Annotated in this window: 28 protein-coding genes and 1 riboswitch; of the genes, 1 reads left to right on the forward strand and 27 read right to left on the reverse strand. The window is 53.4% G+C overall.

Annotated features, from left to right (window positions below):
- Positions 1–44: 44 nt before the first annotated feature.
- The 24 genes from atpD to OIN60_RS04920 all read right to left on the reverse strand — a co-directional run bounded on the left by atpD (position 45) and on the right by OIN60_RS04920 (position 23167).
- The gene (gene atpD / locus OIN60_RS04805) at positions 45–1445 is read right to left on the reverse strand and encodes a F0F1 ATP synthase subunit beta (RefSeq protein ID WP_305753719.1); all 1401 of its coding nucleotides are present in this window, start codon (positions 1443–1445) and stop codon (positions 45–47) included.
- 93 nt (positions 1446–1538) lie between these two features.
- Entirely contained in the window at positions 1539–2405 is an 867-nt protein-coding gene (gene atpG, locus OIN60_RS04810; protein ID WP_305753720.1) for an ATP synthase F1 subunit gamma, read from the reverse strand.
- 177 nt (positions 2406–2582) lie between these two features.
- Positions 2583–4097, reverse strand: a complete 1515-nt coding sequence (gene atpA, locus OIN60_RS04815) for a F0F1 ATP synthase subunit alpha (protein WP_305753721.1) — start codon at positions 4095–4097, stop codon at positions 2583–2585.
- 19 nt (positions 4098–4116) lie between these two features.
- The gene (locus OIN60_RS04820) at positions 4117–4662 is read right to left on the reverse strand and encodes a F0F1 ATP synthase subunit delta (RefSeq protein ID WP_305753722.1); all 546 of its coding nucleotides are present in this window, start codon (positions 4660–4662) and stop codon (positions 4117–4119) included.
- Positions 4659–5147 carry a F0F1 ATP synthase subunit B gene (gene atpF, locus OIN60_RS04825; RefSeq protein ID WP_305753723.1) on the reverse strand — a complete coding sequence of 163 codons (489 nt, stop codon included), beginning with the start codon at positions 5145–5147 and terminating at the stop codon, positions 4659–4661. The genes OIN60_RS04820 and atpF overlap by 4 nt, the downstream gene beginning before the upstream one ends.
- Before the next feature lie 111 nt (positions 5148–5258).
- The gene (atpE, locus tag OIN60_RS04830; RefSeq protein WP_305753724.1) at positions 5259–5483 is read right to left on the reverse strand and encodes a F0F1 ATP synthase subunit C; all 225 of its coding nucleotides are present in this window, start codon (positions 5481–5483) and stop codon (positions 5259–5261) included.
- A 92-nt stretch (positions 5484–5575) separates the two neighbouring features.
- A complete protein-coding gene (atpB, locus tag OIN60_RS04835) occupies positions 5576–6394 on the reverse strand; it encodes a F0F1 ATP synthase subunit A (protein ID WP_305753725.1) in 819 nt (272 codons plus the stop codon).
- A gap of 18 nt (positions 6395–6412) precedes the next feature.
- Positions 6413–6805: an ATP synthase subunit I gene (locus OIN60_RS04840; protein ID WP_305753726.1), complete on the reverse strand. Its 393-nt coding sequence runs from the start codon at positions 6803–6805 to the stop codon at positions 6413–6415.
- The gene (locus tag OIN60_RS04845; RefSeq protein ID WP_305753727.1) at positions 6798–7052 is read right to left on the reverse strand and encodes an AtpZ/AtpI family protein; all 255 of its coding nucleotides are present in this window, start codon (positions 7050–7052) and stop codon (positions 6798–6800) included. The genes OIN60_RS04840 and OIN60_RS04845 overlap by 8 nt, the downstream gene beginning before the upstream one ends.
- Positions 7053–7238: 186 nt before the next feature.
- Positions 7239–8393, reverse strand: coding sequence for a non-hydrolyzing UDP-N-acetylglucosamine 2-epimerase (gene wecB / locus OIN60_RS04850; RefSeq protein WP_305753728.1), 1155 nt, complete (start codon positions 8391–8393; stop codon positions 7239–7241).
- A gap of 25 nt (positions 8394–8418) precedes the next feature.
- Entirely contained in the window at positions 8419–9048 is a 630-nt protein-coding gene (upp, locus tag OIN60_RS04855) for a uracil phosphoribosyltransferase (protein WP_305753729.1), read from the reverse strand.
- A 122-nt stretch (positions 9049–9170) separates the two neighbouring features.
- Positions 9171–10436 (reverse strand): ABC transporter substrate-binding protein, encoded by a 1266-nt coding sequence (locus OIN60_RS04860; protein WP_305753730.1) that lies wholly within the window; start codon positions 10434–10436, stop codon positions 9171–9173.
- A gap of 16 nt (positions 10437–10452) precedes the next feature.
- Complete coding sequence (locus tag OIN60_RS04865; RefSeq protein ID WP_305753731.1) at positions 10453–11289, reverse strand: carbohydrate ABC transporter permease; 837 nt, start codon at positions 11287–11289, stop codon at positions 10453–10455.
- Entirely contained in the window at positions 11289–12170 is an 882-nt protein-coding gene (locus OIN60_RS04870) for a carbohydrate ABC transporter permease (RefSeq protein WP_305753732.1), read from the reverse strand. Before OIN60_RS04870 ends, OIN60_RS04865 begins: the two co-directional genes overlap by 1 nt.
- A gap of 156 nt (positions 12171–12326) precedes the next feature.
- Positions 12327–13577, reverse strand: coding sequence for a serine hydroxymethyltransferase (gene glyA / locus OIN60_RS04875; protein WP_305753733.1), 1251 nt, complete (start codon positions 13575–13577; stop codon positions 12327–12329).
- An 83-nt stretch (positions 13578–13660) separates the two neighbouring features.
- Positions 13661–14248 (reverse strand): TIGR01440 family protein, encoded by a 588-nt coding sequence (locus tag OIN60_RS04880; RefSeq protein WP_305753734.1) that lies wholly within the window; start codon positions 14246–14248, stop codon positions 13661–13663.
- A gap of 155 nt (positions 14249–14403) precedes the next feature.
- Positions 14404–14485, reverse strand: a riboswitch (ZMP/ZTP riboswitch).
- Positions 14486–14566: 81 nt separating this feature from the next.
- Entirely contained in the window at positions 14567–15157 is a 591-nt protein-coding gene (locus OIN60_RS04885) for a low molecular weight protein arginine phosphatase (protein WP_305753735.1), read from the reverse strand.
- A gap of 37 nt (positions 15158–15194) precedes the next feature.
- Positions 15195–15755 carry a manganese efflux pump MntP gene (locus OIN60_RS04890; RefSeq protein WP_305753736.1) on the reverse strand — a complete coding sequence of 187 codons (561 nt, stop codon included), beginning with the start codon at positions 15753–15755 and terminating at the stop codon, positions 15195–15197.
- 140 nt (positions 15756–15895) lie between these two features.
- Complete coding sequence (locus OIN60_RS04895) at positions 15896–16981, reverse strand: L-threonylcarbamoyladenylate synthase (RefSeq protein ID WP_305754083.1); 1086 nt, start codon at positions 16979–16981, stop codon at positions 15896–15898.
- A gap of 215 nt (positions 16982–17196) precedes the next feature.
- Positions 17197–17853 carry a stage II sporulation protein R gene (spoIIR, locus tag OIN60_RS04900; RefSeq protein ID WP_305753737.1) on the reverse strand — a complete coding sequence of 219 codons (657 nt, stop codon included), beginning with the start codon at positions 17851–17853 and terminating at the stop codon, positions 17197–17199.
- A 146-nt stretch (positions 17854–17999) separates the two neighbouring features.
- A complete protein-coding gene (locus OIN60_RS04905; protein ID WP_305753738.1) occupies positions 18000–19181 on the reverse strand; it encodes an FtsW/RodA/SpoVE family cell cycle protein in 1182 nt (393 codons plus the stop codon).
- Positions 19182–19279: 98 nt separating this feature from the next.
- Entirely contained in the window at positions 19280–20143 is an 864-nt protein-coding gene (prmC, locus tag OIN60_RS04910; RefSeq protein WP_305754084.1) for a peptide chain release factor N(5)-glutamine methyltransferase, read from the reverse strand.
- A gap of 25 nt (positions 20144–20168) precedes the next feature.
- Positions 20169–21236 (reverse strand): peptide chain release factor 1, encoded by a 1068-nt coding sequence (prfA, locus tag OIN60_RS04915; protein WP_305753739.1) that lies wholly within the window; start codon positions 21234–21236, stop codon positions 20169–20171.
- A gap of 368 nt (positions 21237–21604) precedes the next feature.
- A complete protein-coding gene (locus OIN60_RS04920) occupies positions 21605–23167 on the reverse strand; it encodes an FAD-dependent monooxygenase (protein ID WP_305753740.1) in 1563 nt (520 codons plus the stop codon).
- Positions 23168–23374: 207 nt separating this feature from the next.
- Between OIN60_RS04920 and OIN60_RS04925 the strand changes: the two genes are divergently transcribed.
- Positions 23375–24016, forward strand: a complete 642-nt coding sequence (locus tag OIN60_RS04925; protein WP_305753741.1) for a TetR/AcrR family transcriptional regulator — start codon at positions 23375–23377, stop codon at positions 24014–24016.
- A 168-nt stretch (positions 24017–24184) separates the two neighbouring features.
- On the opposite strand, the gene ychF is transcribed toward OIN60_RS04925, so the two are convergent.
- From ychF to fni, 3 genes are all read right to left on the reverse strand, one after another.
- Positions 24185–25285: a redox-regulated ATPase YchF gene (gene ychF, locus OIN60_RS04930; protein WP_305753742.1), complete on the reverse strand. Its 1101-nt coding sequence runs from the start codon at positions 25283–25285 to the stop codon at positions 24185–24187.
- 122 nt (positions 25286–25407) lie between these two features.
- A complete protein-coding gene (locus OIN60_RS04935) occupies positions 25408–25884 on the reverse strand; it encodes a GNAT family N-acetyltransferase (protein ID WP_305753743.1) in 477 nt (158 codons plus the stop codon).
- A 1-nt stretch (position 25885) separates the two neighbouring features.
- The gene (gene fni / locus OIN60_RS04940) at positions 25886–26995 is read right to left on the reverse strand and encodes a type 2 isopentenyl-diphosphate Delta-isomerase (protein ID WP_305753744.1); all 1110 of its coding nucleotides are present in this window, start codon (positions 26993–26995) and stop codon (positions 25886–25888) included.
- Position 26996: the final 1 nt, after the last annotated feature.

Raw genomic sequence — 26996 nt, forward strand, 5'->3', positions numbered from 1 at the left:
CATCGACAGCCTACTTCGTAAGGCTTACCTTCTGTTATACACGATTACAGATTTTTGGCCTTTTCAACCGCTTCTTCAATGGTGCCTACAAACAGGAAGGCCGCCTCCGGAAGATGATCATACTTGCCTTCCAGAATTTCTTTAAAGCTACGCACCGTTTCTTTAACCGGAACATATTTGCCCGGGAAGCCGTTAAATGCTTCGGCCACATGGAACGGCTGGGACAGGAAACGCTGGATTTTGCGCGCACGCGCAACCAGCATTTTGTCTTCTTCGCTAAGCTCATCCATACCCAGAATCGCAATAATGTCCTGAAGCTCATTGTAGCGGGCTAGGATACGCTTAACACCTTGAGCAACCTGGTAGTGCTCTTCACCTACGACCTCTGGGGAAAGAATACGAGAGCTGGATGCCAATGGGTCTACCGCCGGATAGATACCCATCTCGGAAATTTTACGTTCCAGATTCGTCGTAGCGTCCAAGTGAGCAAACGTCGTGGCCGGAGCCGGGTCCGTATAGTCGTCAGCAGGCACATAGATGGCCTGGATCGAGGTAACCGAACCTTTTTTCGTGGACGTAATACGCTCCTGCAACTGACCCATCTCTGTTGCCAGTGTCGGCTGATAACCTACCGCAGACGGCATGCGTCCCAGCAAGGCCGATACCTCGGAGCCCGCCTGGGTAAAGCGGAAGATGTTATCAACGAACAGCAGCACATCACGGCCTTCTTGATCACGGAAATACTCCGCCATCGTCAGACCCGTCAATGCCACACGCAGACGGGCACCCGGCGGCTCGTTCATTTGTCCGAACACCATCGCTGTTTTATTGATTACACCAGAATCTCTCATCTCATGGTAAAGGTCATTACCTTCACGTGTACGTTCACCTACACCCGCAAATACGGAAATACCGCCATGCTCCTGAGCGATATTATTGATCAGCTCCTGAATCGTTACCGTTTTGCCGACACCCGCGCCGCCGAACAATCCAACCTTGCCGCCCTTAGCGTAAGGAGCCAGCAGGTCAATAACCTTGATGCCTGTCTCCAGCATCTCAGCTTGCGTTGTCAGTTCGTCAAACGATGGCGCTTGGCGGTGAATCGGGTTTTTCACAGCACTGTCCACAGCGCCTGCATCATCAATCGGCTGCCCCAGCACGTTGAATACACGGCCGAGCGTAACCTCACCTACAGGTACCGAGATCGGCGCCCCCATGTCCACTGCTTCCATACCGCGTACAAGACCGTCTGTAGAAGACATTGCGATACAGCGTACACGGTTGTCTCCCAGATGCTTGGATGTTTCCAGCGTCAGGTCGATTCTTTTACCGCCTTCCAATTCGCCTTGGATAGTGATGGCATTAAGAAGCTCCGGAAGTTGACCACGTTCGAATTCAACGTCGACAACCGGACCCATAATGCTCACAACGCGTCCTTTGTTCATTTTCTTCTTTCCCTCCTACAAGCTTTGCACAGCAAATTCCGATACCTTGCTTATTGCTTTGCGAGCTAAGCTCTGATATTTATGAAACTCCGATCACACTTGTGCATTTGCTCCCGCTACAATCTCCGTGATTTCCTGGGTGATTGCCGCTTGGCGGGCGCGGTTATAAGTAAGCGTCAGCTCATTAATCATTTTCGATGCGTTCTTGGTCGCCGAGCCCATCGCCGTCATCTTCGCGCCCAGCTCACTGGCTTTACCATCAAGCAAAGCTCCGTAAATAAGCGTCTCCGCATAACGGGGAAGCAGCACTTCGAGAACACCCTCGGCTGAAGGCTCATATTCGTAGCTGGCAGTCAGAGACGCTTCAGTGGCTGTCGGTGCGGCCATCGGCAGCAGACGATCCACCGTAGGAATCTGGGTTAACGCATTCACGAACCGGTTGTAACATATATACAGCTCATCAAAATCGCTCTGCTCAAATCCCCGGACCGCATTGTAGGCGATGGATTTGATATCCGCAAATGCAGGTGAATCGGACAGGTCCGTTACTGTATCTGCCAGAGCATAACCGCGGCGTGTGAAGTAGTCGCGTCCCTTGCGCCCGATGACGAACAGTACAAACTCATCCTGTGAGCTGTGGCGTTCAGCCAGCGTTGCGGTGACAGCACGCAAAACGTTCGAGTTGTATCCGCCGGCTAAGCCACGATCTGAAGTGATGATCAGATAAGCTGTTTTCTTGACTGGGCGGGTTTCGAGCATAGGGTGCTTAATCCCTTTGGTTCCGGTGGCGATGCTGGCAACCACTTCCTTAAGCTTCTCCGCATAAGGACGAGCGGCGTCAGCCTTCTCCTGCGCTTTTCTCAGCTTGGAGGCCGCCACCATTTCCATCGCCTTGGTGATCTGCTTCGTGTTCTGCACACTTTTGATTTGGCGTTTAATCTCGCGCATGCCTTTTGCCATGATTTCACCACCTCAAATCTTTGACGTAGTCAAAGATATCTTCGTAAGCACTCGCTTAAAGCTTTGACGAAGTCAAAGCTATCTTCGTAAGCAAAGCAACACAATATCCTATTTATGAGCCAAGTCCGGCAAAGGAGAGCGGACTTGGCTGGAAATTACTCATTTTTAAGGTACAGCTTAAGCCGAGGCAGCAAAAGTTTTCTTGAACTGCTCGATCGCAGCTTTCAGCGCTGTTTCATTATCTGCAACAAGATCCTTCGTATCGCGGATCGATTGCAGAACATTGTCATGATTGGACTGCATGTACATGAGGAATTCCTTCTCGAAACGACGAACGTCTCCTACCGGAATATCGTCAAGGTAACCTCTAACCGCCGTATACAAGCTTACAACCTGCAGCTCAACAGCGAGCGGCTGATTCACGTCCTGCTTGAGAATTTCCATCATACGCGCACCGCGGTCAAGACGGGCTTTTGTCGATTTATCCAGATCGGAGCCGAACTGTGCGAAAGCCTGCAACTCCCGATATTGAGCCAGATCCAGACGCAGGGAGCCTGCAACCTTCTTCATGGCTTTGATTTGCGCGGAACCGCCGACACGGGATACGGAGATACCTACGTTGATCGCCGGACGCTGACCTGCATAGAACAAGTCTGCCTCTAGGAAGATTTGTCCGTCCGTAATCGAGATTACGTTCGTAGGAATATAAGCCGAAACGTCGGAAGCCTGGGTTTCGATGAACGGCAGCGCCGTCATGGAACCGCCTCCCAGCTCGTCGTTCAGTTTGGCTGCACGCTCCAGCAAGCGGGAGTGCAGGTAGAATACGTCACCCGGATACGCTTCCCGGCCCGGAGGACGGCGGAGCAACAGGGACAATTCGCGATATGCTGCAGCCTGTTTGGACAGGTCATCGTATACGATCAGGACATGCTCGCCTTTAAACATGAAGTACTCGCCCATTGCAGCACCTGCATACGGTGCTATGTACAGCAGTGGTGAAGGCTCGGAAGCCGATGCCGTAACAACGATGGTGTATTCCAATGCTCCGTTACGACGCAGCGTTTCAACTACTTGAGCGACGGTTGATTGCTTCTGGCCAATAGCAACATAGATACACTTCATGCCGCTGCCTTTTTGGTTCAGAATGGCGTCGATGGCAACCGAGGTTTTACCCGTCTGACGGTCACCGATGATCAATTCCCGCTGGCCGCGACCGATTGGAACCATCGCGTCAATCGCCTTGATGCCGGTTTGCATTGGCTCATGAACAGATTTACGGGCCATAACGCCAGGGGCCTGATACTCCACCGGACGGAACTCTTGTGTGTCGAGCGGACCTTTACCGTCTACCGGAATACCCAGCGGATTCACTACGCGGCCGATCAATGCTTCGCCTACAGGCACCTGCATGATTTGTCCTGTACGTTTTACCTGTCCGCCTTCACGGATGTCGGAGTATTCACCCAGAATAACGACACCGACATTGCTTTCTTCCACGTTGAGTGCCAAGCCCAAAACGCCGCTCTCGAATTCAACCAGCTCGCCTGACATAACTTTCTCGAGACCGTAGACACGGGCGATACCATCACCGACTTCTACAACGGTGCCGACCTCAACAACCTCAATGTCCGTTTTATACTGCTCTATTTGACTTTTAATCAATGTGCTGATTTCTTCAGGTCTGATACTCAAGTGTGTTCACCCCTATCTTCTATACTCGTCTATTGAAAGACTTCTCCAGCCGCTCCAGCTTGCCGGCCACACTGCCGTCGAACATCGTGTCACCGATGACCACTTTCAATCCGCCGAGCAGTTCCGGGTCCACGATATTTTCCACCCGGATCGTTTTATTTACACGCGCACCGAATTGTTCGGCTACCGTCGCTTTTTCCTCGTTGCTAAGCGCATATACTGAGAACACTTTGGCATCAGCCACACCAAGCTTATCCTCCTGAATCGCCAGATAGCCATCCAGTAATGCGCTGAACAGATCGGCTCTGCCCCGCTGAATCATCAGCTTGATCGTACTGAGGACCGGAGCGGACAGCTTGTTCTCAAAGCTTCCTGCCAGCACCTGCAGCTTAACCGACTCCGTAACATTCGGGGAATGAATGAAATCCCGGATTTCCGCATCTCCTGAAACAGCCTCCACGAAGGCTCTGAGCTCCTGCTCTGTCTCCGTCACCTTCTGCTGCTGCTCGGCCACTTCAAAGAGCGCCTTTGCATACCGTTTGGCAACTACAGTGTCCTGGCTCATGCTCTGCCCCCTACCTCTTTCAGGTACTGGTCAACGAGCTCTTCCTGGACTTGATCTTCCTTGATTTCTTTCTGAATCAGCTTGGAAGCAATCTGCACAGATGCTTTGCCCACTTCGCTGCGCAGAGCGGCGATCGCTTTATTGCGCTCGCTTTCGATCTCGCGCACGGCTTCACCCTTGAGACGGTCGGCTTCGCTGCGCGCCTCGCCAATAATTTGCTCAGCCTGTTTGCTGCCGGTTTGCTTCGATTGCTCAATGATATCATAGGCTTCCTTGCGCGCCTGCTGCAGAGCCTGCTTCTGCTCCTCAACATAGGCAGCCGCCTGTTCGCGGGTTTGTTTCGCTTCGTTCATTTGCTGAGTGACAAGCTCACGCCGCTTCTCCATGACGGAAAAGAGGGGACCGAAAGCGTAACGGGTCAACAGCCAATACAGAATCAAAAACGCAATTAACGTAAGAACGATGGATGTCCATTCTAAATGCAATTGAAGTCACTCCTTTCCGGTAAACGTCAGTTCCATTGACCTGATCATATTAGACTCAACAAAGAAGGCGCGGATGGCTGTGCCTTCCCCGCCAAACCTTGTTCCATTCAATTAAGCTGCAGCGTAGAAAATGAACGCCAGTACGACACCGATGATTGGCAGGGCTTCTACCAGACCTACACCGATAAACATTACCGTTTGCAGTGAGGATTTCGCCTCAGGCTGACGAGCGATCCCTTCAACTGTTTTACTTACGATCAGACCGTTACCGATACCTGCGCCAAGCGCACCCAAACCTACAGCGATAGCTGCTGCTACAAATGCCCAAACTCCCATTGTTAATAATCCTCCTTAGAGATGTGTAGTTGTGTTAAATAGATGTATTTGTAGTTAAGCGCGAAGCGAACTCCTGAACTTAACCTTGAAACCTAGTGTTCATCATGCGTTTCTATTGCCTGAGAGATATAAACGAACGTCAGGATGGTAAAGACGAACGCCTGGATCGCTCCGACAAATATACTGAAGCCTTGCCAAACAACCAATCCGAGTACGGAAGCAATCGAACCCGCCACACCCAGAGCCCCCAGCTTGAGCAGCACGGAAATCAGAACCTCGCCTGCGAAAATGTTACCGAACAAACGCATTCCGTGTGTCAGCAGCTTGGAAAACTGCTCGATCAGGTTGATAGGCAGGAAGAAAGGGAACGGCTGCACATAATGCTTAAAGTAAGCCTTGGTGTTCCGGAACATGCCCAGAATATGTACCAGCAAGAAGATCAAGCCGGCCAGCGCCATAGCCACTCCTGCATCCGCCGTAGGTGATTTCCACCACTGCACGGCTGCGTGAGGATGTTCCTCAGCATTCGCTGTGTGCGCCTCTGCAAACAGCTCTTGAACCGTAACCAGCGGTTTACCGAAGAAGGTTGCCTTAGCGGGATCTTCATAGTTCGTTACGATACCAAATGGCAGCCCCAGCATGTTGCTCACAAAAATGAACATGAGCAGCGTCATGCCAAGAGCCAGGAAAGGCTTGCCTTTCTTCAAATCCATCGTGCTGGAGATCATGTTCTGAATAAACTCTACGACCCATTCCATGAAATTTTGTAATTTCCCCGGATTTTCTACTGATAAATTGCTAGTAGCCAACCTGGCAAGAACAAACACAATGGTGCAGGTTACAAGCAGCATCAGTATGATGGACAGGTCAAAACGTAATCCGCCCAGTTCGATAATCGGTGATAAATGCATTTTTTTCTCACCCCTTTCTCAGCCTCGCTGTTTATCCTCCTGAAGTGCCAATATGATACCTATAACTAGAAGAAGGAGTTGTCCGAAGACAAGACTTGCAGCGACCGCGATTTCATGAAAATAAGACGGGAACTCCAATGCGAGCACCATGGCGAGAATAGAGGTTGCAACCCTCACGCCAAAGCCGAGTCCCATGATCCTCTTGCCACCTTCGCCTGCGGCTGCAGACGCCACCTTCCGGACTTTGTAGGACATATAAAGCACATTTAGACAGCTTACTACGGTTCCAAGAACCAAACCGTGACCTACATCACGGTGATGCGGCATCAACGCCGCCAGCAAGAAACAAAGAGCCATAAAAAAAAACGCGACAATCCACAATACTCTTTGAAATCTGGCCATTTCACTCATTGCTGTTCCTCAATACCTTTCTGATGACCATGGCAACGCTGACTCCACCGGCAGCCAACCCCACGAGAACGCTTACGGCAATCCATATACCTGTCCCTCCCAGCTTCTCATCCAGCCAGTTGCCTGCATAAAATCCAGCAAATGCGCACACAGCCAAATCAATGCCGAGAGCGCTGACAAGGCCAACTGCCTTCCAGGGATTCCCCCCGTTATTCCGGTTGTTATCCGGCTTCTCCGGTCTGGCCATTTCCACGTCACCCCTGCAATTCCAGTCCATTTTACTGAATGAGCAGACTTTTTGTCAATGAACAGATTTTAGCGCCCTAAAGCGAAAAAACCGGCCCAAAGCAAGGCATTAAAGCAGTGTAACCCTTATAAACCGTACAGTTGAACTGTATGTTCAACTGCAGGTTTATAAGAACTTTATCCAAACTTATTTTGTGAACATTCTGTGAAATTGTTCGGGGCGTTCCTCCCGGATACCGAAATGGTGAAGAATGGCATTGACAATTCTTACCGAAGCCTGCCCATCGCCGTATGGATTAGCCGCCTTGCTCATCGCTTCATACGTTGCCGAATCCGTCAGCAGCGCCTTCGTGCGCTCATATACCTTTTCCTCATCCGTACCGACCAACTCCAGCGTACCGGCTTCGATGCCCTCAGGGCGTTCCGTGGTATCTCTCAACACCAGGACAGGCACACCAAAGGACGGCGCTTCTTCCTGCATCCCACCCGAATCGGTCAGAATCAGGTGCGTATGAGCGTAGAAGTTGTGGAAATCCACCACATCCAGTGGATCAATCAGCCGGATGCGCGGATGATCGCCCAAAATTTCAAAGGCTGGCTCTTTCACCGCAGGGCTCGGATGTACCGGATATACGATAGCCACATCCTCGAATTCATCCGCAATGCGCTTGACCGCGCGGAAAATGTTGCGGTGCGGCTCCCCCTGCGATTCACGGCGGTGTGCGGTCATCAGGATCAGGCGCTTGCCTTCCGCCCACTTCAGGACCGGATGCTCATAATCCTTGCGCACCGTATATTGGAAGACATCAGTCACGGTATTACCCGTAACGTAGATGCGGTCTTCCGCCTTGTTCTCCCGACGCAAATTGCTCGCAGACCAATCCGTCGGCGAGAAATGAAGATCGGACAGTACGCCTGTCAGCTGCCGGTTCATCTCCTCAGGGTAAGGGGACAGCTTGTTCCACGTCCGCAGCCCCGCTTCCACATGTCCAACCTGAATTTGCTGCATGAAGGCCGCGTAGCTGGCCAGGAAAGTGGTAAGCGTATCTCCATGCACCAGTACAATATCCGGCTTCGCTTCGCGGAGGACAGGCTCCAGGCCCGCCAGGACCCGCATCGTAATTTCGTTCAGCGTCTGCCGGTCCTTCATGACGTCCAGATCATAATCAGGGACGATCTGGAACACCTCCAGCACCTGATCCAGCATCTGCCGATGCTGTGCCGTTACACACACGATCGATTCAATATGCTCAGGGTGACGCTGAAGCTCCAGAATAAGCGGTGCCATTTTGATCGCTTCAGGGCGCACACCAAAAATTGTCATAACTTTTATTTTAGACATGTCGGACTCCTTTTAACGGTTTCACTCACTTGGTTCCGTACAGCCGGTCACCAGCATCGCCAAGTCCCGGTACGATATAGCCATGATCGTCAAGACGCTCGTCCAACGCAGCTACATAAATATCAACGTCCGGATGCGCATCCTGTACCGCTTTGACTCCCTCCGGAGCCGCAATCAGGTTCATCATTTTGATCTGCGAGCAGCCGCGCTTTTTAAGCACATCAATAGCCGCTATCGCCGAACCGCCGGTCGCAAGCATCGGATCGATCACAATCAGCTCGCGCTCCGTTACATCCGTAGGAAGCTTCGTGTAATATTCTACAGGCTGCAGCGTCTCTGGGTCGCGAAACAATCCGACATGCCCTACCTTCGCTGCAGGAATCAGCTTAACCACGCCATCCAGCATACCCAGCCCGGCCCGCAAAATCGGAACGAGCCCCAGCATACGGCCGGAGATGACCTTACCTTCCGTCTCCGCCACCGGGGTTTGTACCCGGATGCCTTCAAGCGGTATGTCACGCGTAATTTCATAAGCCATCAACGTGGCCACTTCATCCACCAATTCACGAAAATCCTTGGTATTGGTGCGAACATCGCGAATAAATGTTAGTTTGTGTTGAATCAAAGGGTGATCGCATATCACCAATTTACCCATAAAATGTCCCTCCGGTGTTCACTCGATAAAATGCCTGTACATACATACTGCCACAAATCCTGTTTATTATATCATTCCCCGCCATGATTTAACACCTACAGCGAGCCGAGTTTTCCGAGTATTCACCTGAACTTCAAATTATTCCAGCTTTCCTGAAATTCCTGCAGCATTTCCTTCCTCGTAATGACACCAGCGATATAAGCCTGCATGCTGCTGCTGTTATCATGATTGTATCCCTTTGGAAATCCCGGAAAATTCCAGGTCCAGATTTCACCTGACTTTGCATGCTCAGCCACGACCATGCCAAGATCGCCGGTAACTCCCTCATTAGCTTCCATCGTCTTGAAGGCAGGCACAAACTGAAATTTCTCCGTAATGAATTTCTTCCCTGTTTCTGAAGTGACCAGCCAATTTAGGAATTCCTTCGCCTCCTCCTTTACCGGCGAATTCTTGTTCACCACCCAGTTCGCAGCTACCCCAACAGCCAGCTTGTCCCCCTGGGCGGAGTCATTATTGATCGGCGCAGGCAGCATGCCCAGATTGAGATCCGGGTTAATGCCGTCGATCTGCGGCTGCGTCCAGTTCCCCTGATGCATCATAGCCGCCTGCCCGCTCGCAAACATCGTGACCTGCGCGTTGTAATCCGTCGTCAGCGGATAAGGATTCCCGTATTTCACCATCAAATCAAGCAGGTCGACCCACTGCTCAAATACAGGGTTGCCGGGGATTTGCCCGCTCCCATCGTTAAGCCCTGCGATAAAGCCCGCCGGATCCTCCTGCTGGGCGAAAGGGATATTGCCCAAATGATTTCCAAGAATCCAATACTCTGCAAAGCCGTTGGCAAAAGGCGTAATCCCGGATTCCTTGAGGCGTTGGGCCGTCTCCTCCAGCTCATTCAGCGTCCGCGGCAGCCCCGTAATCCCCGCTTTCTTGAAGAGATCCTTATTGTAAATAATACCGAAGCCCTCCAGATTCATGGGCTGGCCATAGATTTTCCCGTCCACGGTCATCGGTTCGCGGGCGAAATCGTCCAGGTCCTTCACCCACGGCTGATCAGACAAATCCTCCATGTATTCAAACCACGTTTCCCGGTCCTCATATCCCTCGTTCGTAAAAATATCAGGCTCGTCGCCAGACGCAAACCTGGCCTTTAGAGCAGATGCATAGTCGGAACCCCCGCCCACGGACTGAATGTCCAGCCTGATGCCCGGATGCGTCCTTTCATACTCCGCCTTCAGCTCCTTCAGCGGCTCCAGCAGCTCGACTTTAAACTGAAAAATATGAATCGTTTTCACATCTTCATTTCCCCGCACAGCGTTTCCGCAGCCGGACAGGGTCCCCGTCATGGCAGTAACGAGCGCAAGGACAAGCATGATTGATCTCCTCATCGTTTCATCCCCCTGTTCATCCCTTTACCGCACCGGCCGCGATTCCCGACACGATGTATTTTTGCAGCGCCAGAAAAAAGATCACAATCGGCAGAATGCCGAGCACCAGTGCAGGCAGCGCCAAATCCCACTGCTTGGTGTACTGGCCGAACAGCGTGTAGGTCGCAATCGGAATCGTGCGCTTGTCCGGATATGTCAAGATCAGCGACGGCAGCAGATAATCGTTCCATATCCAAAGTGTATTCAGAATGAGCACCGTAATCATCATTGGCTGCAGCAAAGGCAGCACCACACGGAAAAAGACGCCGTATCGGTTCGAGCCATCCACACGTGCCGCCTGTTCAATCTCAAGCGGAACTGTTTTGATAAAACCGTGAAACAGAAAGACGGACAACGGAGCGCCGAAGCCCAAATAACACAGGATCAGTCCAGCAATGCTGTTGTTCAGGCTGAGCATGTTCGAAATCTCCATCAGCGGCAGCATAATGGATTGGAACGGAATGACCATTGCCGAGACGATCAGGCCGAACAAAATGCGGTTAAACAGCGTGTTATTCCGCACCATTTGGTAAGCTGCCATGGAGCTGATCAGCAGCAGCAGGACGTTGCTGACGAGCGTGACAAGCAGCGAATTGCCGAAGGCCGAAGGGAAATCGATGGATTCCCAGGCTGCTGCGTAGTTGGAAAAGTGAAAAGCTGTGGGCCAAGCCGCCGCATGGGTCAAAATTTCGCCAAAGGTCTTTACCGAATTGACCAGCAGAAAATAGAACGGGACCAGAAAAAGAAGTCCCGCCAGAATGAGCAGTACCTCAACGAGAAAAGCGGCTATTCTGTAGCTGAATGCTCTTTGCATTACATTTCAACCTCCCTCTTCTTCGTCAGGCGGACCTGGATGCTAGTAATGATGGCTACGATCACAAAGAAAATTATCGCCTTCGCCGTGCCCAGGCCCAACCGGTTGTTCGTGAAGGCTTCGTTATAGATGTCCAGCGCAACCGATTCCGTGGATTTGAACGGCCCCCCTTGAGTTAGGGCCAGGTTCAACTCAAACACCTTAAAGGACCACGAAATCGCCAGAAACAGGCATACGGTTACCGCAGGCATAATCAGCGGAATGACGATCTCACGTAAAATCCGCCACCGGTCAGCACCGTCAATTTGCGCCGATTCCAGCAGGGATTTGGGAACATTGCTAAGAGAAGATATGTAGATCACCATCAGGTACCCGGCATACTGCCAGACAAATACAATCACCGTGCCCCAGAAGGCAGTCGGCCCGTCTCCCAGCCACGGCATCGTAAAGAAAGAGAGCCCTGTAGCTTCCCCAACTGCCGAGAAACCCCTTACAAAAATAAACTGCCAAATAAAGCCGAGCAGCAGGCCGCCAATCATATTGGGCATGAAAAACACCGTCCGCAGAACATTCCTCGTCCGCAACGGCTTGGTCAGAAAATAAGCAAGCCCAAAGCCCAGCAGGTTCGTGAACAGAACACCACAGACTGTAAACTTGACCGTAAACCAGAAAGCCCCGCGAAAATCAGGATCCTTCAGGAAGATATGCACATAATTGTCCAAACCGATCCAGGTCACGTGCTCGGTTACCCCGTCCCAGTTCGTCATCGAATAATACAGTCCCAGGAAAAATGGAACGATCATAATCAGAATAAAAAACAGAGTCATCGGCCCGACGAATATAAACTGCTGCATCAGCCGTGCGGGTTTGCTTGAATTCATAAGTATCGCTCCTTTACTGTGATCTGAATTTCACTTTTCGCTACGGGGCTATATGGCTATTACCCGAAAATGGACCCAGCAAAGCAAAGAAACCGCCCGCATCCCTTATAGGATACAGGCGGTTTCTTGCATCAGCGCTATCGTTCAGACAGAGCCTTAGTATTGAATTTCCGGGTAAATCGGGAATTGATCGGTCAATTTGGTTACACGGCTGCGCAGCTCCGACAGCACAGTTTCATCCTGCGCATTTTTCAGCGTTTTGGCAATAATTTGGCCGATTTCAACCATGGCGTTCTCATCCATGCCACGGGAAGTCGCCGCAGGTGTACCGATACGGATGCCGCTTGTGACAAACGGGCTTGTCGGATCAAACGGGATCGCGTTTTTGTTAACCGTAATGCCGATCGAGTCCAGCACGTGCTCTGCGTCTTTGCCGGTAATGTTCAGACTGCGTGTATCAATCAGCATAAGATGGTTGTCCGTACCTCCGGAGACGATATTGACACCTTCGTTAATCAGCGTTTCGGCCAGTACTTGAGCGTTGCGCACCACTTGCTTCGCATACTCGGTGAAGGACGGCTGAAGCGCCTCTCCCAGCGCCACGGCTTTGGACGCGATCACATGCATGAGCGGCCCGCCCTGCGTGCCCGGGAATACAGCTTTATCGATAGCCTGCGCCCAGGCTTTGCGTGTCAGAATCATGCCGCCGCGCGGTCCACGCAGCGTTTTGTGTGTCGTAGTCGTTACAAAATGGGCATGCGGCACCGGATTCGGATGAATGCCCGCAGCTACCAGACCTGCGATATGAGCCATATCCACCATGAATAATGCGCCCACATCGTTTGCAATCGAAGCAAAGGCTTCGAAATCAATCGTGCGGGGGTATGCGCTGGCACCGGCTACAATGAGACGCGGACGGTGCTTGAAGGCTGCCTTGCGCACTTCATCATAATCGATCAGGAAATTGTCCTCACGCACGCCGTAAGCCACGAAATTGTACAGCAGGCCGGATGCGTTCACCGGGCTGCCATGTGTCAGGTGGCCACCGTGCGCCAGATTCATGCCAAGCACCGTGTCGCCGGTATTCAGTGCCGTCAGGTATACGGCGAGATTCGCCTGTGCTCCGGAATGGGGCTGTACGTTGGCATGCTCCGCACCAAACAGCTCCTTCGCACGGTCACGTGCGATATTTTCCACAATATCGACATGCTCGCAGCCGCCGTAGTAACGCTTGCCCGGATATCCTTCGGCATATTTGTTCGTCAGAACAGAGCCCATCGCCTCGATTACGGCTTCGCTGACAATATTCTCAGACGCGATCAGCTCAATATTATTCCGCTGGCGCTTGAGCTCAAGCCCCATCGCCTCCAGCACAGCCGGATCATTCTTGCGCAAATTTTCCATCATGATAAAGTTCCTCCCCGCGATAATGATGTTTATTTCTATTCTTGATGCTTACTGTTGCCAAGGCGGTGCAGCGTATGGACGGTTTAATCGCAGCCTGCACCCTCGTTTTCCTGCTCCATTCGGTATACTGCCCGTTCCCCGCCGATCAGAGGAGGACGGGTAACGGCCGCATTGACACGCGCTTCCCCAATATAACGGAGGCTAGGACGAAAAGGTACAGCCACCCTGCGCAGATGCATGCCGATGAGCGTTTCGCCGATATCCAGACCAGCATGCGCCTCAATCGTCTCAGCCAGGCACGGCTCCTTCATCGACTTGAACGCCGCGGCTGCCATCGAACCACCTGCTTTCGGCACCGGCACGGCTGCCACTTCCCTTAGGCCGAGCCGTTCCATGACGGCCCTTTCCAGCACAAGGGACCTGTTGAGATGCTCGCAGCATTGGAACGCGGTATCGAAGCCGTATTCCTGCTGCACCTCTCTGACACCTTCCAGCAGCCGCTCAGCTACTTCGAGCGCGCCGGATGTGCCAATTCGCCGCCCCGACACCTCGCTGGTGCTTACACCGATAACCAGCAGCTTGCCCGGCTTCAAATCCGCGGCTTCAGCCAGCTCTCTTAATACCGTCGCGATATTCCCGCGCAGGCCGGCTGCCGTCTCCAACTGCTCCATCTCAGGCCCTCCTATCCTGCGTCCGGCATAGTTTCAGCTTTTATTATAGCTGATTATGCCGGCTTTTGTTTCGACAAAAACGGCCGGCTGCCGCACTGCAGCAAGGAAGCCTGTCACAACGAAAAAAGAGCAGTCCGCGAATGCTCGCGTAATTGCTCTTTTGCCCAGGCGACCGGCCGTATATCCGATGCTCCACCGTGGTTTAGCCCACTCTCGTCGCCAGTCACACCGGATTCTCGTTCATGTACCCTTATCTTAATTTATCAAAGCGGGGAAATCAACAGCAATCTGAACAAAAGGGCTATTGCCCACTGTAAATTAACTCCGATTTTTCCCCTGTTCCAGTTTGTCCGTGAGACGGTGCAGCGCCGTGCGGATTTCAGCGGCCGCAATGTCATAGTCCTCTCTCGATCCGCCGAAGGGATCAGAGATATCAAAGCTCGGAATCCGCTGGCGGATTTCAATCATACGCTCCCTTTCACCCACGGAAAGCTCTTTTCCGAGGGAGGCCATCATTTCTTGGGAGGCGTACAGACTGTCCAGCTCTTTCAGATCATTCAGCACCGCCGGATCATCCTCAACATACTCCTTCAACGTATACGTCTTCCCCGCTGCCGCAGGATGGCGCTGGATCACATGCCTCTTATGGCTTTGCGTAAGGGTCAGGATCAAGTCGGCCCATTCCACCAATCCCCGATGCAGAGACGTGGAGCGGAAGGTCTCCTCAATTCCGTGATCCCGCAGGACCGCCTCGGTATGGCGGGAAAGGGTTGCGCCGTCCATTGCAGCCACTCCCGCCGAACGCACCTCCAGACCAAGCTGGCGTTCTCCCGCCAGCTTGCGCAGCATTGCTTCCGCCATCGGGCTCCGGCATGTGTTGCCTGTACACACAAACAAAATATTTTTCAAGATTTCCCACCTCCTGCTCTCCATGCGCTTTAATTTATTAAAAAATAAACATAATTCCAAAAGCAAACAAAACAGCTCCGCCGATAGCCTCCCCATAGTCGCCAAGATTGCGGCTGACGCGACCTCCAAGCAGCAGCCCCAGCACCGACATCAGACCACCAGCCGCTCCAAAGACGGCGATCGTCAGCAGCAAATCACTCCGGAACATGCCGAGGGTCACACCAACCGAAAAGGAGTCCATACTCACGCCAAGCGAATACAGGATCACTCCGGCCGTGGAACGATAATCGAGTATCTGAACACCGTTCCCGTATATAGAATTATAAATCATGTGACAGCCAAGTAAAATGAGCAAAACCCCAGCCGCATATGATGCGGCATGACCAAGCATTTCGCCCATGAAATGTCCTGTGAACATGCCCAGCAGCGGCATCACCATATGAAACAAGGCAACGACCGTACTGATGCGCAGGACTTCATTCAGCCTGACACCCTTCATCCCTACAGCGACTCCGAGCGAAAAAGCATCCATCCCGAGTGCAAGGGCTAGGATCAGCACAGTGAGAAGTTGTCCCAAATGGGAAGTGGCTTCAAGCATGTTCATTCCTCCATGTACAGTTTCAATCTGTACACGATATGCGGACAAGGAGGGAACTAGTACATGCCGTATCCACGCCAGCAGCTCAGAGACCCATTAGCCATACGGCATTCAGCGGGTGTTCTGGACAAGAAGAAAAACTATTCGTTTGCTGCGTCCGCGCGGAGCACCCGGTGTCCGGCCGCCTTCAGCAGCCGGTTCATAATGGCTTCACCCAGCCCGCGCGGAGGACAGGCTTCGGCGAGGATGAAGGTAATGCCATCCTCGTCACAGCGGCGCAGCAGCCCGTACAGGCGCTGCCCCGCCTCCTGCAGCGTGTCGAGACTGCCAAGCGAGTATACACGCTGCCCGATATAATCGGCCGCATGCTCGTCAAAAGCGAGCACGGCCGTGCGCTCTCCGCTGGCCTCCGCAGCGGCCAGCTCACGCCGGATCAGGCCCGTCACCATTGCCGGCGACGGGCCTTCCACCACGCTTAAGCGCCCGAGGGGCGCATAATGCGTGTACTTCATGCCCGGCGAGCGCGGAGCCGGGGTGCCGGGACCGGCTTCGCCGTCCAGGCCCGGGTCGGTCGTGACAGCCGCGCAGACGGCGGCAAGCTGTTCGGCGGTAATACCGCCCGGGCGCAGAATCGTCACCGTCCCGTCGTCACCGGCCTGCACCACGGTCGACTCCAGGCCGACGCCGGTCGGGCCGCCGTTGACGATACCGCCGATCCGGCCCTGCAGGTCCTCGCGCACATGCTCGGCGAGCGTGGGGCTCGGGCGGCCGGAGCGATTCGCACTCGGCGCCGCCACCGGGCAGCCTGCTTCGGCAATCAGGCGCAACGCCACCGGGTGATCCGGCATCCGGACGGCAACTGTGTCGAGCCCTCCCGTTACACGGGGGGACAGCACACCCGGCCTGACCGGAAGCACCAGCGTGAGCGGCCCTGGCCAGAACGCCTGGATCAGCGCCTCAGCCGTGCCGTTCACTTGCTGCACAAGCTCATCCAATTGACTCCTCCGGGCAATGTGTACAATAAGCGGATTGTCCGCAGGTCTGCCTTTGGCGGCAAAAACCGCCTCCACGGCTGCGGTATTGCGGGCATCGGCACCCAGACCGTATACGGTTTCCGTCGGGAAAGCGACCGTATCCCCCGAACGCAGCAGCGCAGCAGCTTCCTGCAGCGCCATCGCCGCAAATTGAGAGGGATGCCTCGTATAAGAGCCCCCTTCCGCTTCCATACCGTCCTTTACCCTTTCCTCAAGCTTCTTCACGTCCCACCAGAATGTCAGGCGCTGCCCGGCTTGCGGCCACGCGGACTGTGAGTGCGCACCAGAGGCTTCAGGCTGTAATTTTTGATCATCATTCATAGCTGTTCATCCTCAGACTCTTACTTTTCGTTCCCCCATTATAACATAAGTAAGGAAGACGTTTATCGATGTACTTTGTGATATCCTCAAACGAACAGTCCGCTAACCCAATCCCATACATCAACAGCTTTATCCACCAAATAGAAGCGCGCCTCCACCTGTTCCCCGTTATTCCCGCCTTGTGCAGTCTTTTCACTGCCTGCAGACGTTTTTTCAGCTTCCTGCGGGCTATTCGCCCCCACAAAGCATAGAGGAGGAAACAGCACACACCACCAATTCTTTCCTGCGCCCTCTCCAAGCGTAATCCGTACAGCCTCGTATTGTCCGGCAGGGTATACCCTGCTACCGTAAATTTTAGTCGGAAACGGGACTTGTCCCAACTCAACCTTATACGTATAAGTCATTCCACGGCGGGCAAGCTCCTTACCCACCGCTTCGCTGATTTCAGGAAGCCGTGCCTGCACCATACTCCGGGCCTCCTCCAAACTTTGCGGCTGTTCCATTTCATCGATCCAGGTATTCATCTCAGCTACGACCGCATCGCGGACTTCCAGTTTAATGAGCTGATCTTCTGGCAGATCCGAATTGGCAAGAATGCGCAGCCGGATCGATTCATGCGGGATTCTAGCGGACTGCTGTACCCAGCCGGGTACGGCTGCGTCTACTTTCTGTCCCTCCCAGGACATCACTAATATAAATAAACAGATAACAATGATTATAGTTTGTCTGAATAATGCCGACATGATCGTTTCCCCCCGGACTCTTTATGTCTATCAGTATGTCCGCCTGCCGGAGGGATAAACCTATCAATCTACTAAAAAAACAAGACAAAAAAACGGAGGCCCTTTCCTTACGGAAAGAACCCCCGTGAACCTTTGAACTGCTCCGTTCAAGCCTGTTTAGCTGGGCGGGCCCGCGCCGGATCAGGCAAATCATCGTCCACTTCCTGCCCATGAACACGGATGCTCATAATCAGGCCCATGCTTGCCATGTTAATTAGAAGCGACGTGCCGCCAAAGCTGATAAACGGCAGCGTGATGCCGGTCAGCGGCATAATGCCGATAAAAGCGCCGATATTCTCAAATATCTGATACAGCAGCATGGACACAATGCCGACCACAATATACGGACCCGTCCTGTCTCTGCATTCCAGAGCGATTAAAATCATGCGGTGAATCATAATAAAATAGAGCAGCAGCAGCGCCGAGGAGCCTACAAATCCGAATTCCTCCGCGACGACCACAAATATGGAGTCCGAGTACGTGTACGGAACACGGCCGGACTGCACCGAAGAGCCCTGCAAAAAGCCCTCCCCGGTCATACCGCCGGACGCAATCGCCAGTTTAGCGTTCTCCGTATGCCACTTGGCTGCCGCCGTGGCCTCCTCCGGCATAAGCCAAGGGTCCAAACGCTCTGTCCAGTGCTCCCGGCCAATACTTTCCATGAAGGTATTGATCTGTTCGTGAAAGGTAATATATGCCTTGATTCCGCCACCTACCGCTACCGCAAATATAACAAGACCAATCAGTGCATGAGAAGCCTTCACATTGCCGATCCACAGCATGCCTATAAGAATGACAATATAAGAGAGCGCGTTCCCCAAATCGTTTTGCGCCATGACGATGGCAAAAGGAACAAACGTGACCAATCCAATCGGGAGCACGTCCCGGACAAAACGGAGCTCGCTTTGCCTCCTAAGCATAAGCATGTAGGCCAAACTGATAATGAGAACAAGCTTGAAAAGCTCGGCAGGCTGAATACTGAGACCGCCGATGTTCAGCCATCCTTGTGCATTGTTGAGGGTGCTGCCAAAAAAGAATACAAGTACCAGCACCAGCAGACCGCCGAGATAGATATATCTTGCATATTTGGTGAATATACGGAAATCAAGCAGAGTAACACCGGCCAACGCTACAAAGCCAATCGCGAAGTTGGTAATGATTTTGAGATAATCGTTCTGATGACCAGTCCAATAGCGGCCGGCACTATATACGGCAACAATACTGATCCCCATCAATAACAGCAAAATGGTAATGATGGGGCCGTCGATTCTTTTTAATTTCTGAAGCATAGTTTCCCCCTGAAGCGAATTCTGAACTTTGATCCAACAACTTCAACCATTCAGCTTCCTTCATTGTAAAGGATCGGCCGCCAAAAATAAAATACGGCTCAGTCCGCTATCCCCAGTACATGCCGTTCAATGCCTGCCAAGTCGGGCACGATGACAATACGGCTCCAATGGCCTGCCTCCTCGAGGAGACGGGCTATGTCACGCGCTTGTCCCATACCCAGCTCAAAGCCGATCAGACGCGGCGGTGCAGCCAGCAGCGGTAGCTGGCTCATCATCGCCCGGTACGGGCCCAGGCCGTCCGGGCCGCCGTCCAGCGCCGTGCGCGGCTCATGATCTCGTACCTCCGGCTGTAATTCGGCAATGTCCGCAGCCGGAATATAAGGCGGGTTAGACACCAGAATGTCCACCGCCTCCCTTGCGAACGGTCGCAGCAGGTCGCCGTCGCGCAGCTCCACGGAGACACCATTCGCCTCCGCGTTCCGGGCCGCTACTTCAAGCGCAGCCGTCGAAATATCTCCAGCCATGACCCGCCAGCGCGGCCTCTCGGCGGCCAGTGTCACGGATATCGCGCCGCTGCCGGCACCAATATCCAGGGCACGAGGAGCGCCTCCCGGCCACAGCAGGTCGCCGTGCTGCAGGATCGCCTCGACGAGCAATTCCGTCTCCGGGCGGGGAATCAGCACGGACGGATTGACGCTGAAGGGGCGCCCGTAAAACTCCTGCGAGCCGATAATGTACTGCGCTGGCTCACCTGCCGCCTTGCGGTTCACGACCAGCGCCCACTCCGCTGCGCGGTCCGCCGGGAAAGGCTGACCCAGCTCAGCGTAGAACGCCGTCCCTTCCAGACCGAGCACATACTCCAGCAAGAGCCGCGCGTTATGCTGCGGCTCCATCACCCCGACAGTCCCCAAAAAAGAAGAAGCCTCTGCTAAGGCTTCTCTGATGCTTCGGCCCGACGCCATCTGATAAGTCGCGCGCCCCAAAGCTTTATACCTCTTGTGCCATCAAATCAGCCTGCTCCGCAATGGTCAGCGCCGATACGATGTCTTCAATTTCCCCATTCATGACCTGATCCAGCTTATGCAGCGTCAAACCAATCCGGTGGTCGGTTACACGGCTTTGCGGGAAGTTGTACGTGCGAATCCGCTCACTGCGGTCGCCTGTACCCACTTTACTTTTGCGTTCACCAGCATACTTGGCTTCTTCTTCCTGACGCATCATGTCATAGATCCGAGCGCGCAGCACCTGCAGCGCCTTCTCTTTGTTGGAGTTCTGTGATTTTCCGTCCTGGCACGTAGCCACAATGCCGGTAGGAACATGGGTTACGCGCACCGCCGATTTGGTTGTGTTAACCGATTGTCCGCCTGCACCACTGGAGCAGAATGTGTCGACGCGGATATCCTTGTCATGAATCTCAATATCGACTTCCTCCGCCTCTGGCATCACCGCTACTGTAGACGTCGAGGTGTGAATACGGCCGCCTGATTCCGTCGTCGGAATCCGCTGCACCCGGTGTGCACCACTTTCAAATTTAAGCTTGCTGTAGGCCCCACGGCCGTTGACCATAAACGTAACCTCTTTAAAGCCCCCGAGATCGTTCATGTTCGCATCCATCAATTCCACGCGCCAGCCCTGAGTATCTGCATAACGGGTATACATACGGTACAGATCGGCCGCAAAGAGAGCCGCTTCATCTCCACCAGCCGCGCCGCGAATTTCCACGATCACGTTTTTGTCATCATTCGGATCTTTAGGAAGCATGAGGATACGGATTTTCTCATCCAGCTCTTGCTTGCGGGCGGAAAGCTCCTCAATTTCCATTTTGACCATATCGCGCATTTCATCATCAAGCTTTTCACCCAGCATTGCTTTGGCGGCGTCCAGCTCTTCCGTAACACTTTTATATTCTGTATAAGCCTCGTAAGCGGGCTGCAGATCAGATTGTTCTTTGGAATAATCCCTCAGCTTCTTGCTGTCATTAGCCACATCTGGATCACAAAGCAGCTCGCTCAGCTTGTCATAGCGGTCCGCTAAAGATTGCAGTCGATCCAACAAGAGAATCCACCTCTTTCCCACAAATTATATAAATTAAATTCAATGTTTTTTCATTGTTTTAGTACATGGATATACAACACTTTATTATAGCATGCTTGGCTTTATTTGAACAGGGAGTGTGCTTAGGTTGAGCACTTTATTTGGCAGCAATAGACACTCACAATGTGAATTACTCGTTTTTCGAAGATCGAGCCTTTGATATCTACCGAATTTCCCATCCCAATTCACAACACGAAAGGACCTCAAATTCCACTGTATAGTGGAGACTGAGGTCCTTTTTTTGTGGAAAATAGGATCATTTCCTGTTCGTGTCTTTCAAGGCAAAAATCTGATCGTTAGTGTCGGATTTATCGCTAGGGCATTTGACATCAGACTTTGGACAGAAGGGGAAGCAAGTAGTCCAAGAGCGATTCGGTATCCTCAATCGAAGCACGCATCGCTACGTATCCGTCCGGACGAATTAATATAAGCTCGTTGTTTTCCGCAGCGTAGGCTCGGTACGCGTTCCCTTCGCAGTCTACGATGGCGTCCGCATCCTGTGGTTGCGTTCGTACGATTCGGTGTACGTGCAGTTGATCGTTGCCGATATCCGGCAGCGACGTGCTGCCATCGACAAAGGCCAGAAGCGTCCAGTGCGGCCCACGCAGCAAATCAAAGACGCTTCCTTCAAAGGTCCCTTCTAGAAGGCCCGTGGCCTCGGGCGCCCGATCTCCGGGCTGGGGACCGCTCTCGCTTGAGCGGGCTGAAGCCCGCGTGAGAACACTAAAGCGGTAGGAGACGAGAAGTCCGCTTGTCAAATCATCGGAAATGGTGCTCAGCGATTTCGACAGCGCCCCCCTGTCGGTATCGGTCTCCATGACTGCGTCCATCTTCTTCGTGCTGTCCTTCAGCACGGTGCGGGCAACTGGGCGGCGCTCCTCGTCGTACGTATCGAGCAAGGCAGCATCCGAGCCGTGAAGCACGGCTGCCAGTTTCCACCCAAGGTTGTACGCGTCCTGTATCCCTGTATTCATGCCTTGACCGCCTGCCGGTGAATGCACATGGGCCGCATCGCCGGCAAGGAAGACCCGTCCGTTGCGGTAATGTTCGACCATGCGGACGTTGACCCGGTAGATGGACAACCAAGAGGCATCAGTGACTCGGACTTTTCCTGCTCCGGCCCGGCGGTCGAGCATAGCTTGATAAAGCGCAAGCGATGGCTGCTCTGGATCTTCGATCTCTTCCTGAATCGTGGCCTGTAACTGAAAGAGCTCGGAATTCGGTAAGGGGGTCAGCCCGAACATCCCTTCCTTTGAAACCCAGACGTGAATGCGGTCTCGTTCCAGGCCTTCCAGGCGGATGTCGCCCAAATACCAGCGCTGCTGTTCGAAGGTTTCCCCGACGAGGGACAGGTTCATGAGCTTGCGAATGGTGCTTTTCCCGCCGTCGGCGCCGACCACGTAGCGGGTCCGGATTTGCTGGGCTCCTTCTGGCGTTTCTGCGGTAACTGTTACGCCTTCCTCATCTTGGATCAGGTCAACGACCGTCAAGCCAAGCTCCACTTGACCACCGAATTGGGCATACCGTTCGCGCAATGCTCCTTCCACATCGAATTGGGCAATCCAGATCGGATTCGGGTACGGCGTCGCGAGACCGGCACTTGCGGCGACGGTAATGCTCGGCTTGTCTACAAACGTGCCATCCTCGCTGTAGTACCGGACAGGAAGGTCGACGATCCCTTTCCGGACTACGCTGTCCACGGCCCCCAGATCGTCCAAGACTTCGAGGGAGCGGGGTTGGATGCCTTTTGCCTTGGAGGCTGTATTAAAGGCGTTGGAACGCTCGATGATGCGATGAGAGATGCCTCGGCGGGCCAGATCGCAGGCCAGTGTAAGGCCCGTAGGTCCGGCTCCGACAATTAGAACATCAATGGTTGGCAAAGTGAAATGCATGGTGTATTCCTCCTACAAAATGAGTTTGGTCAATTATTATACTACACCGTATAGTGTAGAAAGTAAAGTGAGAAATATTCCATTGCTGCTTTCCTCCATTACGGAGTTGATATGAAACGAAATACATTTTATACTTTACCGTATAGTGTAGTAAATTTCTTTATATAGCCGAGATCTTTTGGAAACTACAGTCCGGGGGTAAAGGTCATGACAGCCAATTTGACGAACAAGCCACGGCGCGAAAGCGCCATCCGAAAGCGCGCCGACATTCTCGCGGCAGCGCGTCATTTGTTCCTGATGGAAGGATTCAACCAATCAAGCGTGGACGCAGTGGCAGCACAGGCGAACGTGTCCAAGCGGACGGTCTATGATTATTTCGGCGATAAACGGGCCTTGCTGCTCGCCGTCGTTGAGGAGACAGGGCAAGCGATTATGACCTCGATCGAACAGGCCGTCGAAGACAAGCTTCAGGAAGTCTCCGATCTTGAACAAGCGCTTATCGCGTTCTGCGAGCAAATTATGACGTCAACCATCGGATCGGCCGATTATGCTGCGCTTCTACGGCTCGTGACGATGGAAGCAGAGCACTTGCCGGATTCGACGTATGACCAAATGGACCGGATGCCGGAGGAAGCGCTCGCCAAGCGCTTGGCCGAATTCGGGAAGCGCGGATGGTTGACGGTGCCGGATGCCCAGCTTGCCGCGAAACATTTCGCTGCTTTGACATTTTTGTTGGTTTTGAGTTATCCGGGACAGGAACGCCAAGAGGAAGATGCCCGGAACCAGCGCCTCATTGTCGAAGGAGTTCGTGCCTTTCTTCGCGCCTATGCGCCGGAGCATCGGGAATGAACCTGCAAGAGGCTGCCCCAAAAGCGTTCGCATGACATGGGAACATCAGAAAAAAAGAGCGGGCTATCTTTTCGATAACCTGCTCTTTTTCTTGATTTTTGGCCCTGCACCTTAACTTAATGACATTGGGCTGATTCACAGCTCCCTCTCAGGGTTTAAAAAGCTATATTAAACATTAAAGCGGAAATGCATAATATCGCCGTCCTGCACGACATAATCCTTGCCTTCCAGACGAAGCTGGCCGCGTTCCTTCGCTCCGTTCATGGAACCTGCCGCCACCAGATCATCATAGGATACCACTTCCGCCCGGATAAAGCCGCGCTCAAAATCGCTGTGAATCACGCCTGCTGCGCCCGGAGCCTTCGTGCCTTTATGAATCGTCCATGCCCGAACCTCCTGCACCCCAGCCGTGAAGTAGGTGTACAGTCCGAGCAAGCGGTATGCCGCCTTGATCAGACGGTTGAGTCCCGATTCCTCCAGTCCAAGCTCCTCCAGGAACATAGCTTTGTCCTCACCCTCAAGCTCGGCGATCTCGGCTTCCACCTTGGCGCTGATCGGAACCACCTCGGCATTCTCACCTGCCGCGAAATCGCGAACCTGCTGGACATAAGGATTGTTCTCCGCATCGGTCACACCGTCTTCGCTGACATTCGCCGCATACAACACCGGCTTCATGGTAAGCAGGTGCAGATCGCGGACGAGCAGCTTCTCGTCATCGGTCAGCTCCAGACTGCGCGCCGGCTTGTCATTGTACAACGTTTCCTTAAGACGCTCCAGCACTTCCACTTCCTGCGCACCTGTCTTGTTACCGCCCTTCATGTTCTTACGGGCACGGTCAATTCGTTTGTCCACGCTCTCCAAGTCAGCCAAAATCAGCTCCAGATTAATGGTCTGGATATCGCTTACCGGGTCTACCTTGCCATCGACGTGCGTGATATTCTCATCCTCGAAGCAGCGAACGACGTGCACGATCGCATCCACCTCGCGGATATGAGCCAGAAACTTGTTGCCCAAGCCTTCGCCTTTGCTGGCACCACGCACAAGACCGGCAATATCTACGAATTCGAAGGCGGTTGGCACGGTTTTGTTCGGCACAACCATCTCCGTTAATTTATCCAGACGCTCATCCGGCACCTCAACCACGCCGACATTCGGATCTATCGTGCAGAAAGGATAGTTGGCGGATTCAGCGCCAGCCTGCGTAATCGCGTTGAACAACGTCGATTTGCCGACGTTCGGCAGCCCGACAATACCTGCTTTTAAAGCCATAGTAAGAACAACTCCCATTTATATGAAATAAAATAATGTAAACACTGCCCTTGATACACCATCCCACATTATATATGACAACCATCGCAGGGGGCAACCGGAGAAGCGGGCTCGTGCAAGCGTCAGAGCTCTTTCCTCATTTGTATATCCGTGATGGTGTACCCCATAGCCTTGTACAAATGCAGCGCCCTGTCATTGTGTCCGAACACATGCAGGCCGATTCGGGAGACGCCAACCCGGCGTGCTTCTTCATCCAGCGCAGCCATCGTTTGCCTGCCATAGCCCTTCCCCCGGTGCTCCTCAAAGATGACAATTTCCAGCAGAAAGGCTTCTGTTCCCCAGGTGTGCCTTGTGATATTAAACCAGATGTTCCCAATCTGCAGCTCTGTCCCGTCTTCATTGAGGACGATGGCGTACAAATAAGCATCCTTCGTTTCCAGGCCCGCAGGCAGATGTTGACGTATGCTTTCTTGGGAGCGCTGCAGCGCTTCCTCCGCCGTCCAGGCTCCTGCTTTTATTTTATCCTCGGCATAATCCTTGATCAGCCATTGTTCAAAGCTTACGTACTGCACAGCATTCATCGGTTTGAGTGAAATCATTTTACTGCTCCTTCCATGATTGAATTGCGGGAGGCCGCAACCGCGGAGTGTCCCGCAGCGCCTCCACAGTGGCGGCGCCGATCCCGAACATCACGGTCCGCAGCTCCAGCTCTACCTGTGCCAGCCTGTCGTGAAGCGCCTGCTCCGACGCAACGGCAGGGCCGAGCAAAGAACGGCCGAAACCGGCCAAATCCGCGCCAAGCGCAATCGCTTTGGCAGCATCCACACCGCTGTTAAGTCCGCCGCTGCCGATAATAGCGCCCTTGCTTGCAAGCGCACGCACCTCCACAATGCATTCTGCCGTCGGGTTGCCCCAATCCGCGAACGCCTCGGCTGCGGCTCGTTTCACCGGGTCCGGGTTCCGGTATTTCTCCACCTGGCTCCAGCTTGTACCGCCTGAGCCGGCCACGTCGATGAACGCCGCTCCGACCGCGAACAGCCTGGAAGCCGCTTCACCGTCAATGCCCCAACCCACCTCCTTGATGCCTACTGGAACCTCTAGCACACGGCACACCCGCTCAATCTGCTTCAGCAGCCCGGCAAAATTGGTATCCCCCTCAGGCTGGAATACCTCCTGGATTCCGTTCAGATGGAGAACCAGCATATCCGCTCCCGCAATGTCTACGGCACGGCGGCATAGCTCCTCATTGAATCCGTAATTAAGCTGAACCGCGCCAAGATTGGCAATCACCGTTATATTAGGGGCATGGCGCCTTACATTAAAGGTGGTGGCCAGCTCCTCTTTCTCCACGGCCGCCCGCACGGATCCGACACCGAGCGTCCAGCCCCTGGCTTCCGCCGTCGCAGCCAGCCGTTCGTTGATTTTTCCCGTTTCCACGCTGCCTCCGGTCATCGAGCTGATCAGCAACGGTGTCCGCACAGCCTTGCCAAGGAAGGTGCTGTCCAGGCGAATGGACGCGAAATCAAGCTCAGGCAGCGGATTATGCCTGAATGCGTAACGCTCCAGCCCGCTTGTGATGCCCCGCCCCGCCACGTCTTCTTCCAGGCATAAACGGACATGCTCAATCTTGCGTTCCCCGGTCCGTCCTGCGGGCAGCAGCGATTCATCTCCCTTTATTTCTTGCCGGTTTTCATTGGTTTGATCACTCATG

This window comes from Paenibacillus zeirhizosphaerae (assembly GCF_030705605.1).
GTDB lineage: Bacteria > Bacillota > Bacilli > Paenibacillales > Paenibacillaceae > Paenibacillus > Paenibacillus zeirhizosphaerae.